The sequence below is a fragment of the Aeromonas sobria genome (genome assembly GCF_006243315.1).
GTDB lineage: Bacteria > Pseudomonadota > Gammaproteobacteria > Enterobacterales > Aeromonadaceae > Aeromonas > Aeromonas sobria_A.
Genome location: NZ_NKWE01000007.1, coordinates 1 through 14,410, shown reverse-complemented (window position 1 = coordinate 14,410; position 14,410 = coordinate 1). Strand labels below are relative to the sequence as shown.

The following is a 14,410-nucleotide window of genomic DNA, read 5'->3' as shown; positions in this document are numbered from 1 at the left end:
GCCTTGGCCAGCACACTGTATATACTGCCAGTGTGCTGTATAAAAAAACAGGTGCCAATGCTATGAAACCCCTTACCCCCCGCCAGGCCGAAGTGCTGGAGCTGATCAAGGTAAACATGAGCGAGACCGGCATGCCGCCGACTCGTGCCGAGATTGCCCAGAAGCTTGGTTTCAAGTCGGCCAATGCGGCCGAAGAACATCTGAAGGCCCTGGCCAAAAAAGGGGTCATCGAGATCATGCCGGGCACGTCCCGCGGCATTCGCCTGTTGCTCGAAGAGGAAGAGGTACTGGCAGAGAGTGGCCTGCCGCTGATCGGCAAGGTGGCTGCCGGTGAACCCATTCTGGCTCAGGAGCATATCGAGAGCCATTATCAGGTGGATCCCGCCCTGTTCCATCCGCGGGCAGATTTCTTGCTGCGGGTACAGGGAATGAGCATGAAGAACATCGGCATTCTGGATGGTGACCTGCTGGCGGTGCACAAGACTCAGGATGTGCGTAATGGTCAGGTGGTGGTCGCCCGTCTCGATGAGGATGTCACCGTCAAGCGCTTCCAGCGCAAGGGCAGTCAGGTGTGGTTGTTGCCGGAGAACGAAGAGCTATCCCCCATCGAGGTGGATCTCTCCTGCCAGCAGCTCACTATCGAGGGGCTGGCGGTTGGAGTGATCCGCAACGCCGACTGGATGTAATTCTTCCCTCCAACTGCGTTTGCCACACGGCCTCCTTCGGGAGGCCGTGCTGTTTCTGGCGCACTTTCCCTGTCATATCAAACAGATCGTCGGCGGCGGCATTTTTGTCCTGCGCGACCGGTTACCAATCATCTATTTCAGATATATGCTCAGAGCAGTGCCCTGTCGCCGAGGCGGGGCTCGGCTCCTCATGCGGACAACGTCAATGAGCCGTTATGGGAGGGTCGGTAACAACGAGAATCGCGCAGTACACCTTCACGGGATATGAAGGGGGAGTGGGGAGATCCCGAGCCCTGTCGGGCAGAGGGGACCACTCGCAGGGTTGCAGCTAGTCGTGACGGGCCTGACGATCGCTCAGGCCGATGCAGCAATATGACCTGTCGGTCAAGGAGGACTGGTATGGCATCAAGATCGCCATGGGATTCAGAGGTGGTAGTTGTACCATCGACATCGTCTATCACCCGTTGTGTCAAAGGGAGCCGGATGACCTGGTTTTATGGTCTCTGGCTACACCACAAGGGGTCACACTGGACACTCTGGCTGGGATGCCCGAAGGAGAAGGTGGTGCGCCTGGTGTTACTGTTCAAGCGGGGCCATGGCGATCGTCAGAGGGAAGAGGGCGTGCTGGCCCCGGTCATTCCCATCGGAGTGCGGGCCATCGGCAAGATGTTGCAGCAGGGACGCAACACTCGCCCCTGAGCAGAAGAGGCAAGCAGACGCACACCTAACCGGCACCCGAGGGGCCGGTTTTTTTATGGTCTGAACTGGCGATCAATTGTGCCAAATGGTCGGTTCCTGACTGTGCGAGACACAAGGTTGACCCACCTTACTGGCTCGCTGGGGTACAATGCTCCTCTTGTCCGGTCACTGCTGGCCATCTACCTCGAACTTAAAGGGTCTCTTGTGATGATGAAGCTCCGCTATCCCCTGCTTTTTCTGCTGCTGACAGGTTGCCTGATCCTGGCGTTCTACGCCACCCAGCCTGAGCTGCCGCAACAGGCTGACTACTATCCTGCGGGGCGGGATATCAACGATTTCGCCTTTACCGATGCGGACAACAAGCCGTTCACCCCTGCTAACCTGAAGGGGCACTGGACTTTTCTGTTCATCGGCTACACCTTCTGCCCCGATATCTGCCCTACCACGTTGGCAGATATGCGATCCGTGTATGACCAGCTGAAGAAGATGGCTCCCAACAGTCAGGTGGTGTTTATCTCGGCAGATCCCCAGCGCGATGACATTCCCCGTCTCAAGACCTACACCGCCTTCTTCAATCCCGAGTTCAAGGCGGCCACCGCCCCCCACGACCAGCTGTTCCCGTTCGTGCGCAATTTGGGGTTGGTTTACTCCATCGCCAATCAGGGGGAGAAGGATTACCTGATCGATCACTCCGCCTCCATCGTGCTCATCAATCCCAAGGGTAAGCTGCAGGGGGTGTTCCGCCCGCAGGTGGCGCCGGGTGAGGTGCCAAGGGTTCATATGGCCACCATGTTGTCTGATTTTTCCCGCATGATGAAGCTGGCTGGCTACTGAGAATGACCCAGTCGGTTGCCCCATGGTGGCGTGATCCTTCCCGTCACCGTGCGGTCTTTGTTCTCGCCCTGCCCATGGTCTTCTCCAATATTTCCACTCCCTTGCTGGGGCTGGTGGACACCTGGGTGATCGGTCATCTCGGTCAGGCCTGGTTTCTGGGGGGCGTCTCGGTCGGCGCGACCCTGATTAATCTCATCTTCTGGCTGCTCGGCTTCCTGCGGATGTCGACTACCGGACTGACGGCGCAGGCCCACGGCGCCGCCGACGGCCGCGCCCAGCTCGATACCCTGCTGCGGGCGCTGGGGCTGGCCATCGCCATGGGGCTGATGCTGCTGTTGTTGCTCTTTCCCCTGTTGCCACGATTGCTCGCCCTGAGTGGCGGCTCGGCAGAGGTGCAGCTCTATGCCAGCCACTATGTTGAGGTGCGGATCTGGAGCGCGCCGGCGGCGCTCTGCAATCTGGTGATCATGGGTTGGCTGTTGGGGATGCAGGATGCCCGCAGCCCCATGGTGATGCTGATCCTCACCAATCTGGTCAATATGGCGCTCGATGCGCTGTTTGTGCTGGGGCTCGGCTGGCAGGTGCGGGGCGTGGCGGCAGCGTCGGTCATGGCGGATTACTGCGCGCTGGGAGCTGGCATCTGGCTGGTGCGCCGTCAGCTGCGGCAACTGGCACCGACGGTGTGGCAGGATGGCTGGCAGCGCTGGCGACAGCTCGCCCCCATGGTGCGGCTGCTTGGCCTCAACCGCGATATCTTCCTGCGCTCCCTTTGTTTGCAGCTCTGCTTTGCCTTTATGACCCTGCAAGGGGCGCGGCTGGGGGATGTGGCGGTGGCTGCCAATGCGGTGCTGCTCAACTTCCTGATGCTGATCTCCTATGGGCTAGATGGCTTTGCCTATGCGGTGGAGGCCATGGTGGGGCGAGCGATCGGCCAGCGGGATCGGCAGAAACTGCGGGAAGCCATAGTGCTCAATCTGGGCTGGGCCGCGCTGATTGCGACCGCATTTACCCTGGGGTTTGCCCTGCTGGGCAGCTGGCTGGTGGAACAGATCACCGACATTCCGGCGGTAGTGGCAGAGGCGAACCGCCAACTCCCCTGGCTGATCGCCATGCCGCTGTTGGCGGTCTGGTGCTTCCTGCTGGACGGGGTCTTTATCGGGGCGACCCGGGCGCGGGAGATGCGTAACAGCATGATGCTGGCCGCATTTGGCGGCTTCTTCCCGATCTGGTGGCTCTGTCAGTCGTGGGGTGTAGCCGCCTTGTGGGCGGCGATGGCGGCGCTGATGGTGGGGCGCGGTTTGTCGCTGGGGGTCACTTGCTGGCGGCTGGAGTGCAGCGGGCAACTGCTCGACGCCCGCCACTGATCCGTGATGGCGCTTACATGGCGCCGTCGTAACCGAGCTGGCGCCAGCTCTCGTAGACGAACACCGACACCGCGTTAGAGAGGTTCATGCTGCGGCTCTGGGGCACCATAGGGATGCGCAGCCGCTGCTCGAACGGCAGGCTCTCGATGATCTCGATGGGCAGGCCGCGACTCTCCGGGCCAAACAACAGGGCATCGCCGAGGGCAAACTGTGCCGCCGAGTGCGCGGTGCGGCCCTTGGTGGTGCAGGCGAACACCCGTTTGGGCGCCACTGCTGCCAGAAAAGCTTCATAGCTCGGCCAGCGCTTCACCTCGGCAAATTCGTGATAGTCGAGTCCCGCCCGCTTCACCCGCTTGTCATCCCACTCAAATCCCAACGGCTCGATCAGATGGAGCCGATAACCGGTATTGGCGCAGAGCCGGATGATATTGCCGGTGTTGGGCGGAATTTCAGGTTGGTAGAGGACGATATCGAGCATGACGAGCTCCTGCAAAGGGATGTAAAGCCAAGAAGGGGCGCCAGCATACCCAGCGCCCGTTCAGATGAAAAGGATCAGGCGATGGGCAAGCGGATGGTGATGGTCAGCCCGGTCGGGTGATTGTTGCTGGCCGCAATGGTGCCGCCATGGCGCTGAATGGCCTCTGCGGCGATGGCCAAGCCGAGCCCGGTGCCGCCGGTCTTGGCGTTGCGAGCATCATCGACCCGGAAGAAGGGCTGAAACAACAGCGCTTGTTGTTGATCGGGTACCCCGGGCCCGTCATCCCGAATGATCATTACCCACTCCAGCCCCTCCCGATACCAGTCTACCTTGATGAACTCGCGGGCATACTTGAGGGCGTTGCGCAGGGGATTCTCCACCGCTCGCGCCAGCAGCTCGGGCCACATCTGGATTGACTCGGCAGGCAGCGGCTGCAATCTGAGCTGCTTGCCACTCTGGTTCGCCTCGAACATGGCATCCTCGAGGATGGGTTCCAGCAGCGCTGCCAGCGGATGGATCACCGGCGCCTCTACGTGCTGTTGCACCCGCGACAGATCCAGCAGATCGCCGATCAGCTTGTCCAGCCGCCCTATCTCCGATTCGATCCGTGCCAGTTCGGCGCTGTCCCCCTGCTTGCGGCGGATCAGCGCCTGCGCCAGCTGCATTCGGGTGAGGGGGCTACGCAGCTCGTGGGAGATATCAGAAAGCAGCTGTTTCTGCTTCTGGATCATGCTCTTGAGCGTCTCCACCATGCGGCTGACGTTATCTGCAAGTTGGCCAATCTCGTCCCCCCGTCCCAGGTTGGGGATCTGCACCTCCAGATTACCGGCTGCCAGCTGGGAGACCGATTTTTGCAGTTGCAGGATGGGGCGGGTCAGCCGCCAGGCCAGCAGCAGGCAGAGCGGGGTACTGACCAGCATAGAGATGCCCAAAATGCGGATCGGGTGGTCCAGCACCTGAATGAACAGGAACAGGTAAGGGTTTTCGGCATTGAGGCCGAAATAGACGTGGTAGTTGTGGCCGTGATGCTCCATCAGGAAGGGGCCGGCGATCGCCTTGCGATCCTCGTTGCCCAGCATGGGGTTGGCCGGGTCATCGGCATCCACCATAAAGCGCACCACGAACTTGCGGGGATGGGCGGTGGACTGGATCTGCCCCTTCTCATCGCGGATGTAGACGTTATCCACCGGCAGCATGGCGATTTTGTCCATCACCCTGCTCAGGTCGAAATCCCGATCCGGCTCGGCGGCGTTGAGCAGGGCCTGCACGTTATTCTGCATCCGCGCCGCTTCATGGGTCGGCAACGGGATCTGGTTGCGGGGATCCAGGGTTGGCAGGCTGATCACGGCGGCCAGCATCGCCAGCAGCATGAACCAGAACCAGAGGAAGATGTGGGTCGAAATGCTGTTGAGGGAGCGGGGGCTCTTTATTCTTGTTCTAGCCACAGGTAACCGCGCCCCCTTACGGTTTTGAAGCGGGGCTGGTCATCGGTACGATCGGGCAGCTTCTTGCGCAAATTACTCAGGTGCATGTCGATAGCGCGATCGAAGGGCTCCAGCTTTTTGCCCAGCACCTGCTCCGAGAGGTGGCTCTTGCTGACGATCTGGCCGGGGTTGCGCAGCAGGCACTCCAGCAGCCCGAACTCGGTGGCGGTCAGCTCCAGCAGCTGTTCGCCGCAGCGGGCTTGTTGCAAGCCGGGTTGCAGCACTATATCCATGAAGTGAACTTCGTCGGAGGCGTTGCCACGCTGGGGTGGGGCGCTCTGGGTGCGGCGCAGGATGGCACGTACTCTGGCCAGCAGCTCCCGATCATCAAAAGGCTTGGCCAGATAGTCGTCAGCCCCCGCCTCCAGACCGTTGACCCGGTCCTGGCTGTCGCCGCGCGCAGTCAGCATCAACACCGGGGTGTCGTGGGTCTTGCGCAGCTTGGTCAGCATGGCAAAACCGTTTAGTCTGGGCATCATCACATCCAGCAGTACCAGGTCAAAAGTCTGCTCGGTCAGCCGCAGCAGTCCCTCTTCACCATCCTCTGCGACCGTGACCTGAAATCCCTCAAGGGTCAGAATTTCGGTAAGCAACTGGGTCAATTCAAGGTCGTCATCAACGAGGAGTATTCTGTTCATCTGGAGTTATTCCGCAGATTTTCGCGCCAAACTGGCGCCGGGGTCAGGGTATAATAAGTTTTTCACCGTCATAGGAAAGTCGGTTTTGAGCCATCAACAATATTCCCGTTGGGTGACCTTTGCCAGTGTGGCTGCGGTCGCCACTGCTACCGTGCTGATTATCGGCAAACTGATCGCCTGGTTGATGACTGACTCATCGACTCTGTTGGCGTCACTCACCGACTCTTTTATGGATGTCAGTGCCTCCATCATCAACCTGTTTGCCATCCGCTATGCGCTGGCCCCTGCCGATGACGAGCACCGCTTTGGTCACGGCAAGGCGGAGTCGCTGGCGGGGCTGATCCAGTCTGCGTTCATTTCGGGCTCGGCGCTGCTGCTGGTGATGCACGGCATCTCGTCGCTGCTCAATCAGGCTCCGATCCATCGACTGGAGGCGGGGCTGTGGGTCAGTGGCGGGTCTATCGTGTTGACCCTGCTGCTGGTCAGTTTTCAGGGTTTTGTCATCCGCAAGACCAACAGCGTGGCCATCAAGGCCGACATGCTGCACTACCGCTCAGATCTGCTGCTCAATGCCGGTGTCTTGCTGGCGCTGGTGCTGGCGGGGCAGGGGTGGTACTGGGCCGACGGCCTGTTTGCCATCCTGATCGGGTTGTTCCTGTTGTGGGGAGCAGGACACATCGGCTACGAGTCGGTGCAGGCGCTGCTCGATCGTCAGTTGCCAGCCGAAGAACAAGCGAGAATAATGGCCCTCTGCTGCGCCGTAGAAGGTGTGCATGGTGTGCATGATCTGCGTACCCGTCAATCCGGGCCGACTCGCTTCGCTCAGTTGCATCTGGAGCTTGATGATCAGATCCCGCTGGTCCAGGCCCATCAGATCGCCGATGAAGCGGAACTGGCGGTGCGCCAGGCATTCGAGCGGATGGATGTCATCATCCACATGGACCCCATCTCGGTGCTGACAAAAGAACAACAGAGCCCCCACCCCGAACAACAGTAGGCTGCAACATGGATGAACTGGTTGCCAAAACCTGGCAGAAAATTCAGCAAGAAGCACAGTGCATGGTGACCGAAGAGCCCATGCTGGCCAGCTTTTTCCACTCCACCATTCTCAATCACAAGAATTTGCGGTCGGCCCTCAGCTTCCAGCTTGCCAACAAGCTCGACAGTGCCACCATGCCGGCCATCGTCTTGCGCGAAGTGATCGAGCTGGCCCTGCACAGTGAGCCGCAACTGCTGGCAGCTGTCGCGGCTGACATCTGTGCGGTGCAGGAGCGTGACCCGGCTGTCGATCTCTTCTCCACCCCGTTGCTCTATCTCAAGGGCTTCCATGCCCTGCAGGGCTATCGGGTCGCCAACTGGTTGTGGCGGCAGGGGCGCCGCTCGCTGGCGCTCTATTTGCAAAACCAGATCTCGGTGGTGTTCGGGGTCGATGTGCACCCGGCCGCCCGCATCGGCAAGGGGATCATGTTTGACCATGCCACCGGCATCGTGGTCGGTGAAACCGCGGTGATTGAAGATGATGTCTCTATCCTGCAGAGCGTGACCCTCGGCGGTACCGGCAAGGAGAGCGGCGATCGCCACCCCAAGATCCGCGAAGGGGTGATGATAGGGGCGGGTGCCAAGGTGCTCGGCAATATCGAAGTGGGCATGGGCGCCAAGATCGGCGCTGGCAGCGTGGTGATCAACCCGGTGCCCCCCCACACCACAGTCGCCGGGGTGCCGGCCAAGATCGTTGGCCGGCCGGATTGCGACAAGCCTTCACTGGATATGGATCAGTGCCTCTGATCCCCTGACCGAGACAATTCGATGGCCAAGCGCTGGTCAGGTTACCTGATCCTGGGGATGTGGCTGCTCAACCTGCTTCATCTCTATCTGGGGTTATCCCCCTGGCCAGCGGCCATCGCGGCATGGGGGGCGTCACTGCTCACCTGGCCTTGGCTGGTGGGGGCCGCCAAACGGCAGGCACTGGCCCTTTATGGTGCGGCCCTGTTGCTGCTCATCTTCTCCTGGTGGCGGGGGGCTAGCCTCGCTGCCGGTGACTGGCTGCTGCCCAACATCAATATGCTCACCATGTTTGCCGCAGTGAGCACCCTCAATCTCGCCACCTCCGGCCTGCTCACTGGCACTACCTCCTGGACCGGACGCAAGGGGTTGTGGAGCACCATGGCCAGCCTCAATCTGCTGGGGGCGGTCATCAATCTCTCGGTGCTGTTCATCATCGGCGATCGGCTGGAGCGTAACGGGACGCTGGAGCGGCGTCAGGTGATGGTGCTGAGCCGGATCTTCTGTGCCGCCGCTTTCTGGTCACCCTTCTTTGTCGCCATGGCGGTGGCGCTCACCTATGCCCCTGGCTTGCAGCTCTCCCATATTCTGCCGTTCGGGATCCTCGCTGCGCTGCTGGCGATGGGATTGACCGCCTGGCAGGTGGAGCGCCTCGGGGTGGCTGACTTTGCCGGTTATCCGCTGCGACTGCAGACGCTGGGGTTGCCGGTCACGCTGGCGTTGCTGGTGCTGCTGATCAAGCAGATCTGGCCTCAGCTTGGCATTCTGGCGGTGATCGCGCTGGTGGCCCCGTTGCTGGCGCTGATCTTTATGCCAAAGGTCGGGCGCAAGGCGGCCCTCAAGCGGCAGGTGGTGGAGCGCTTCCCCGCTATCGGCGGTCAGCTGGTGCTGTTTCTGGGGGCCGGTTTGCTGGCGGCGGGCATTAACAGTGCGCTGTCGGTGGTCGAGTTCGATATGGGTCACGGCCTACCGCTGTTCAACCACTTTGGCTGGCTCGAAGCTTCCCTGACGCTGCTATTCATTTTGCTGGTGGCCATTGTCGGGGTTCATCCGCTGATCACTATTTCTGCCGTGGCACCGCTGCTGTGGCCGCTGTCGCCAGACCCCAGTCTGCTTGGCATGTGCTTCCTGCTGGGATGGGGGCTCGCCACTGGCACCAGTCCGCTCTCGGGCTCCAACCTCGCGTTGGCCTCCCGCTACAACTTGAGTGCTGCCCTGATCCTGCGTTGGAATCTGTGTTACGGGCTGATGATGTACGCTATCGCCAGCCTGTTGTTGGGGGCTTATAGCGCCTTGTATGGATGAGGGGGAATCGATACTGATCTCACCCTTGGCCGGCCTGTTGGCAGGGGGTTGTTTGCTGGTTATCAGACTCTTGTAGCGGATCGGGCGCAGGATGCGAGAAAAATAGACGCATATTTAGACAATACATCTTTGGAAGGCGCATTTTGCAGCGCACTGGCTTGTTTGTGCCAATGCGGTCGAGGTATGCTGGCTTCACGCGCTTGAATCGCCCTCTGTGGGGCATCGCAATTGAACAAACAGGTATGCATATGTCACTAGAAGTCCTTGAGCAACTCGAATCCAAAGTACAATCCGCCGTCGATAACATCTCCCTGCTGAAAATGGAGCTGGACGAGCTGAAAGAGCAGAATGGCAAGCTGCAAGACGAGAACCATCAGCTGCGCAACGAACATGTTGCATGGCAGGAGCGTCTGCGTGCCCTGCTGGGCAAAATGGAGCAGATGGGCGAAACCATCTAATTCATTGCCATCAGGCAGAATTGAAAACGGGCCGCTCTATGAGCGGCCCGTCTGTTTTTGGCGAGTTGGGGATTACAAGGCCAGTAGCTGCCTGACTGTTTTCTCGATGCCGTCTGCCGCTTCAACAATATTGTTGGCCAGCATGTAGGCGGGGGTGGAGATCACCTTGCGCTCCTGATCCACCACGAACTCGTTGACCGGGCAGTTGAGGTGGCTGCCGCCCATCGCCTCGATGGCGTTGGCAGTCCCCTCGTCATGACCTATGGTCGCCAGCGTTCCGGCACCATAGATCAGCGGGATCATCGCCGGTGCAATGCAGATATAGGCGGCTGGCTTGTTGGCGTTGGCAAAGCTTTGGCACGCTTTCAGCACATCGGGCTGGATTTGGCACTCGGCCCCCTTGATGGCGAAGTCGCACAAGTTCTTGGCGGCGCCAAAGCCACCGGGTATCAGCAGGGCGTCGTAATCGCGTGCATCTAACTCTGCCACATCGCGGATCTGGCCACGGCAGATGCGGGCCGCCTCGACCAGCACATTGCGGCTCTCTCCCTCGCTCACTTCACCGGTCAGGTGGTTGATCACATGGAGCTGCGTCACGTTCGGTGCGAAGCACTGTACGGCAGCGCCCTGACGGGCCAGCGCCAGCAGGCTGATGACGGCTTCGTGAATTTCGGCCCCGTCAAAGACGCCACAGCCACTCAAAATCACGGCCACTTTTTTCATGGCAAACTCCTCGTTGTTGAAAATGTGAGCCAAGATAGATTGTTGTACTTTTGTATGGTTATCGCTCGCCATCCGCTGGTCAAGTCATCTCGCTGTGCTAGGATTGTTTCGTTTTGGATCCTGCCTTACCTACTCCCTTAAATCTTTTTCCACATTGATCGAGATCATTCTAACGGTGTTGTGGTCTATTTATTAGATTGCAACCTGTTGTTTTATATTGTTTTTTATATTTTTGTGCACAGCTTGATCACTGATGAACATCCAAGTGGCTATTTTTGAACACAGAGTTATCCACAGTCTTGGGCGTTTGAAGCACCCGTTTATGGTGGTATTACGCCCCTTGGTGTGAAGGGGCCCCTGTGGCATCCTAGCGGCTATTTATCTTTGGCAGGACGATTTCATGGCCTCTAGCAATCCCCTTATTCTGGTCGACGGCTCCTCTTATCTGTACCGCGCTTTCTTTGCCTCCCAGCAGGCCGATCTGCGCACCTCGACCGGTTTGCCAAGCGGCGCCGTCCGTGTCATGGCCAACATGATGCGCAGCCTGCGCAAGCAATACCCTGACTGTCATGTGGCTGTGGTATTTGATGCCAAGGGCAAGACCTTCCGCGACGACATCTATCCCGAGTACAAGGCCAATCGCCCCAGCATGCCGGAAGATCTGCGCAGCCAGGTCGGTCCGATCCATCAAATGATCAAGGCGATGGGCTTCCCCTTTTTGATGATTGAGGGGGTTGAGGCGGACGACGTGATCGGCACTCTTGCTTGTCAGGCGACCGAGAAGCAGCTGCCAGTGCTGATCAGTACCGGTGACAAGGACATGGCGCAGCTGGTCTCCGACCATGTCACCCTGATCGACACCATGAAAGATCTGAAGACCGATCGGGAAGGGGTGATCGAGAAGTTCGGCGTACCGCCCGAGCTCATCATCGACTATCTGGCCCTGATGGGTGACAAGGTCGATAACATTCCTGGCATGACCGGTGTTGGCGAAAAGACCGCACTGGCTCTGCTGCAGGGGATTGGCAGCATCGACGAAATTGCCGCCAACCTCGACAAGGTGGCTGCACTCGGCTTTCGTGGTTCCAAGGCGTTCGCCGACAAGTTCCGTGAGCAGGAAGAGCAAGTTCGCCTCTCCTACCGACTGGCGACCATCAAGACTGATGTGGTGCTGGAGCAGGATCTGGAACAGCTGTTGCTCAAACCGGTCGACAAGGAGTCGTTGTTGGCGGTCTACCGCGAATATGAGCTGCGCAACCTGATCAAGGAGCTGGATTCCGGTGGTGAAGAGGGCAGCGAGAGCGCCGGACAGGACGAGGCTGGCGATGACAGCGCCGCTCCGGTTGTCGCCATCGAAACCGACTACCGCTGCATTCTGGACGAAGCCGAGTTTGACGGCTGGCTGGCCCAACTGCAGGCCGCGCCGCTGTTCGCCTTCGATACCGAAACCACCAGTCTTGACTATATGGAGGCGCGCATCGTCGGTGTCTCCTTCGCGGTAGAACCGGGCAAAGCCGCTTATGTGCCGTTTGGCCACGACTATCTCGGGGCGCCGGTACAGTTGACCGAAGCCGTGGTGCTGGGCAAGCTCAAGCCGCTGCTGGAAGATCCGACCCGTTTCAAGGTGGGGCAGAACCTCAAGTACGATCGCAATGTGCTGCTCAACCACGACATCGACCTGCAAGGTATCGCCTACGACACCATGCTTGAATCCTACGTGCTCAACTCCACCGCCAGTCGTCACGACATGGATTCGCTGGCCAAGCGTTACCTCGGGATAGAGACCACCTCCTTTGAAGATATCGCGGGCAAAGGGGTGAAACAGCTCACCTTCAACCAGATCGAGCTGGAGCAGGCCGCTCCCTATGCGGCAGAAGATGCCGATATCACTCTGCGTCTGCACCAGACCCTGTGGGGTCAGCTGGAGGCCGTGCCGGGCCTCGCCAAGGTATTCAGTGAAATAGAGTTGCCGCTGCTGCCGGTACTGGCGCGGATGGAGTTGCTCGGCACCCCCATAGATCCCAAGCTGCTGCACCAGCAGAGTCAGGAGATCGAGCTGCGCTTGGCGGAGCTGGAGCGTCAGGCCCATGAGCTGGCCGGGCAGGAGTTCAACCTCTCCTCGCCCAAGCAGCTGGGGGAGATCCTCTTCACCAAGCTGGGGCTGCCGATCATCAAAAAGACTCCCAAGGGTGCACCATCCACCGCAGAAGAGGTGCTGGCCGAGCTGGCGGAGACCTATGAGCTGCCGCGTCTCCTGATGGAGCATCGTGGGTTGGCCAAGCTCAAGTCCACCTATACCGACAAGCTGCCGCTGATGATCAAGCCCCAGACCGGGCGGGTGCATACCTCCTATCATCAGGCGGTGGCGGCCACGGGTCGTTTGTCATCGTCTGATCCCAACCTGCAGAACATTCCGGTGCGCAACGAGCAGGGGCGCCGGATCCGGCAGGCCTTCATTCCGAGCGCTGGTTACAAGCTGGTGGCGGCGGACTACTCCCAGATCGAGCTGCGTATCATGGCGCACCTCTCCGGTGACAAGGGCTTGCTGACTGCCTTTGCCGAGGGCAAGGACATCCACAAGGCGACGGCTGCCGAGGTATTCGGCGTGGCGCTCGATGCGGTCACTACCGACATGCGTCGCAGTGCCAAGGCGATCAACTTCGGCCTTATCTACGGCATGAGTGCCTTTGGTCTGGCCAAGCAGTTGGGGATCGGTCGCGCCGAAGCGCAGAAGTACATGGATCTCTACTTCGAACGCTACCCGGGGGTGCTGGAGTATATGGAGCGCACCCGCCAGCAGGCGGAAGCCCAGGGTTATGTCGAGACCCTGTTTGGTCGCCGCCTCTATCTGCCGGATATCAAGTCCCGCAATGCTGGTCTGCGCAAGGGCGCCGAGCGGGCAGCCATCAATGCCCCGATGCAAGGCACCGCCGCCGATATCATCAAGCGCGCCATGATCAACGTGGACAGCTGGATCCGCGGCATCGAGGATGAGTCGATCCGTATGCTGATGCAGGTACACGATGAACTGGTGTTCGAGATCCGCGCAGAGAAGCTGGAGGAGTACACCGCCATCATCAAGGAGAAGATGTCAGCGGCGGCCGATCTGCATGTGCCGCTGTTGGTCGAAGCGGGCTCTGGCGATAACTGGGATCAGGCCCACTGATCCGCCATGTTCGGTTGCTATATATAGCTATATAAGAAGAGAAGCCCGGCACCCTGCCGGGCTTCCTGTTTCTGCCCCTGCCATCAAGCCTCTTGCAGATACTCATCCTTGAGCAGGACATAGTTGTCGGCCGAGGTTTTGAGAAAGGTGATTTCGGCGGGTTTGAGGGGGCGAGCCTGCTTGACAGGATTGCCTATATATAGAAAGCCCGATTCGAGTCGTTTGCCCGGTGGTACCAGCGAACCTGCTCCAATCATCACATCATCTTCGACCACTACCCCGTCCAGAATAATGGCCCCCATGCCGACCAGTACCCGGTTGCCGATGGTGCAGCCGTGCAGCATCGCCTTGTGACCGACCGTGACATCTTCACCGATCAGCAGCGGATAACCATCAGGGTTGCTGGCACTCTTGCGAGTCAGGTGCAGCACTGTGCCGTCCTGAATATTGCTGCGGGCGCCGATGTGGATATGATTCACGTCGCCCCGCGCCGCTACCATGGGCCAGATGCTGGCATCATCGGCCAGCTCGATATCACCCACCAGTGTTGCGCAGGGATCTATATATACCCGTTTGCCCAGTTGTGGGCGTTTTCCCTTGTAGGGTCTCAGTCGCAAGTCCATCTTGGCCTCCTTGTTTTCGGCCATTCTAGCAATCCAGAACCAGATTCTGTGGATAAGTTTGTATAAAAGCTGTGCGTTGATATGAATAACTAATAAATCGCACTTTTTAGCAATTTAAAAGCTTTAAAGCCTTGCAAGCATGTCGAAGATCCCTATAATGCGCCCCTACC

14 protein-coding genes are annotated in these 14,410 nt (G+C 59.3%); 9 read left to right on the top strand and 5 right to left on the bottom strand.

The features are described 5' to 3' along the window. The first annotated feature begins 62 nt into the window (after positions 1 to 62). The 4 genes from lexA (at position 63) to CF137_RS02005 (ending at position 3,583) form a co-directional block, all read left to right on the top strand. Complete coding sequence (lexA, locus tag CF137_RS02020; protein ID WP_042022677.1) at positions 63 to 686, top strand: transcriptional repressor LexA; 624 nt, start codon at positions 63 to 65, stop codon at positions 684 to 686. A 483-nt stretch (positions 687 to 1,169) separates the two neighbouring features. Then, positions 1,170 to 1,385 (top strand): hypothetical protein, encoded by a 216-nt coding sequence (locus CF137_RS02015; RefSeq protein ID WP_139692704.1) that lies wholly within the window; start codon positions 1,170 to 1,172, stop codon positions 1,383 to 1,385. A 207-nt stretch (positions 1,386 to 1,592) separates the two neighbouring features. Beyond that, positions 1,593 to 2,219 carry an SCO family protein gene (locus CF137_RS02010; protein ID WP_162515791.1) on the top strand — a complete coding sequence of 209 codons (627 nt, stop codon included), beginning with the start codon at positions 1,593 to 1,595 and terminating at the stop codon, positions 2,217 to 2,219. A gap of 2 nt (positions 2,220 to 2,221) precedes the next feature. Further along, positions 2,222 to 3,583, top strand: a complete 1,362-nt coding sequence (locus CF137_RS02005; protein WP_139717555.1) for an MATE family efflux transporter — start codon at positions 2,222 to 2,224, stop codon at positions 3,581 to 3,583. 13 nt (positions 3,584 to 3,596) lie between these two features. On the opposite strand, the gene trmL is transcribed toward CF137_RS02005, so the two are convergent. The 3 genes from trmL to CF137_RS01990 all read right to left on the bottom strand — a co-directional run bounded on the left by trmL (position 3,597) and on the right by CF137_RS01990 (position 6,183). Continuing rightward, entirely contained in the window at positions 3,597 to 4,061 is a 465-nt protein-coding gene (trmL, locus tag CF137_RS02000) for a tRNA (uridine(34)/cytosine(34)/5-carboxymethylaminomethyluridine(34)-2'-O)-methyltransferase TrmL (RefSeq protein ID WP_101319386.1), read from the bottom strand. A gap of 74 nt (positions 4,062 to 4,135) precedes the next feature. After that, positions 4,136 to 5,431: an ATP-binding protein gene (locus CF137_RS01995; RefSeq protein WP_414731090.1), complete on the bottom strand. Its 1,296-nt coding sequence runs from the start codon at positions 5,429 to 5,431 to the stop codon at positions 4,136 to 4,138. A gap of 56 nt (positions 5,432 to 5,487) precedes the next feature. Continuing rightward, positions 5,488 to 6,183: a response regulator gene (locus CF137_RS01990; protein ID WP_098971311.1), complete on the bottom strand. Its 696-nt coding sequence runs from the start codon at positions 6,181 to 6,183 to the stop codon at positions 5,488 to 5,490. Positions 6,184 to 6,268: 85 nt separating this feature from the next. Here CF137_RS01990 and fieF point away from each other — a divergent pair, with 85 nt between their 5' ends. The 4 genes from fieF (at position 6,269) to CF137_RS21945 (ending at position 9,728) form a co-directional block, all read left to right on the top strand. Continuing rightward, positions 6,269 to 7,180, top strand: a complete 912-nt coding sequence (gene fieF / locus CF137_RS01985) for a cation efflux pump FieF (RefSeq protein ID WP_101319384.1) — start codon at positions 6,269 to 6,271, stop codon at positions 7,178 to 7,180. Between the two features lie 8 nt (positions 7,181 to 7,188). Next, entirely contained in the window at positions 7,189 to 7,968 is a 780-nt protein-coding gene (gene cysE, locus CF137_RS01980; RefSeq protein ID WP_042022685.1) for a serine O-acetyltransferase, read from the top strand. A gap of 21 nt (positions 7,969 to 7,989) precedes the next feature. Continuing rightward, the gene (locus CF137_RS01975) at positions 7,990 to 9,270 is read left to right on the top strand and encodes a hypothetical protein (protein ID WP_139717553.1); all 1,281 of its coding nucleotides are present in this window, start codon (positions 7,990 to 7,992) and stop codon (positions 9,268 to 9,270) included. Between the two features lie 248 nt (positions 9,271 to 9,518). Continuing rightward, the gene (locus CF137_RS21945; protein ID WP_042022687.1) at positions 9,519 to 9,728 is read left to right on the top strand and encodes a cell division protein ZapB; all 210 of its coding nucleotides are present in this window, start codon (positions 9,519 to 9,521) and stop codon (positions 9,726 to 9,728) included. Positions 9,729 to 9,800: 72 nt separating this feature from the next. On the opposite strand, the gene elbB is transcribed toward CF137_RS21945, so the two are convergent. Beyond that, complete coding sequence (elbB, locus tag CF137_RS01965; protein WP_139717551.1) at positions 9,801 to 10,451, bottom strand: isoprenoid biosynthesis glyoxalase ElbB; 651 nt, start codon at positions 10,449 to 10,451, stop codon at positions 9,801 to 9,803. Positions 10,452 to 10,851: 400 nt separating this feature from the next. On the opposite strand from elbB, the gene polA reads away from it, so the two are divergent. Further along, entirely contained in the window at positions 10,852 to 13,617 is a 2,766-nt protein-coding gene (polA, locus tag CF137_RS01960) for a DNA polymerase I (protein ID WP_139717549.1), read from the top strand. An 83-nt stretch (positions 13,618 to 13,700) separates the two neighbouring features. Here the strand turns inward: polA and CF137_RS01955 are convergent, their stop codons facing one another. Then, positions 13,701 to 14,264 (bottom strand): gamma carbonic anhydrase family protein, encoded by a 564-nt coding sequence (locus tag CF137_RS01955; protein ID WP_240037911.1) that lies wholly within the window; start codon positions 14,262 to 14,264, stop codon positions 13,701 to 13,703. Positions 14,265 to 14,410: the final 146 nt, after the last annotated feature.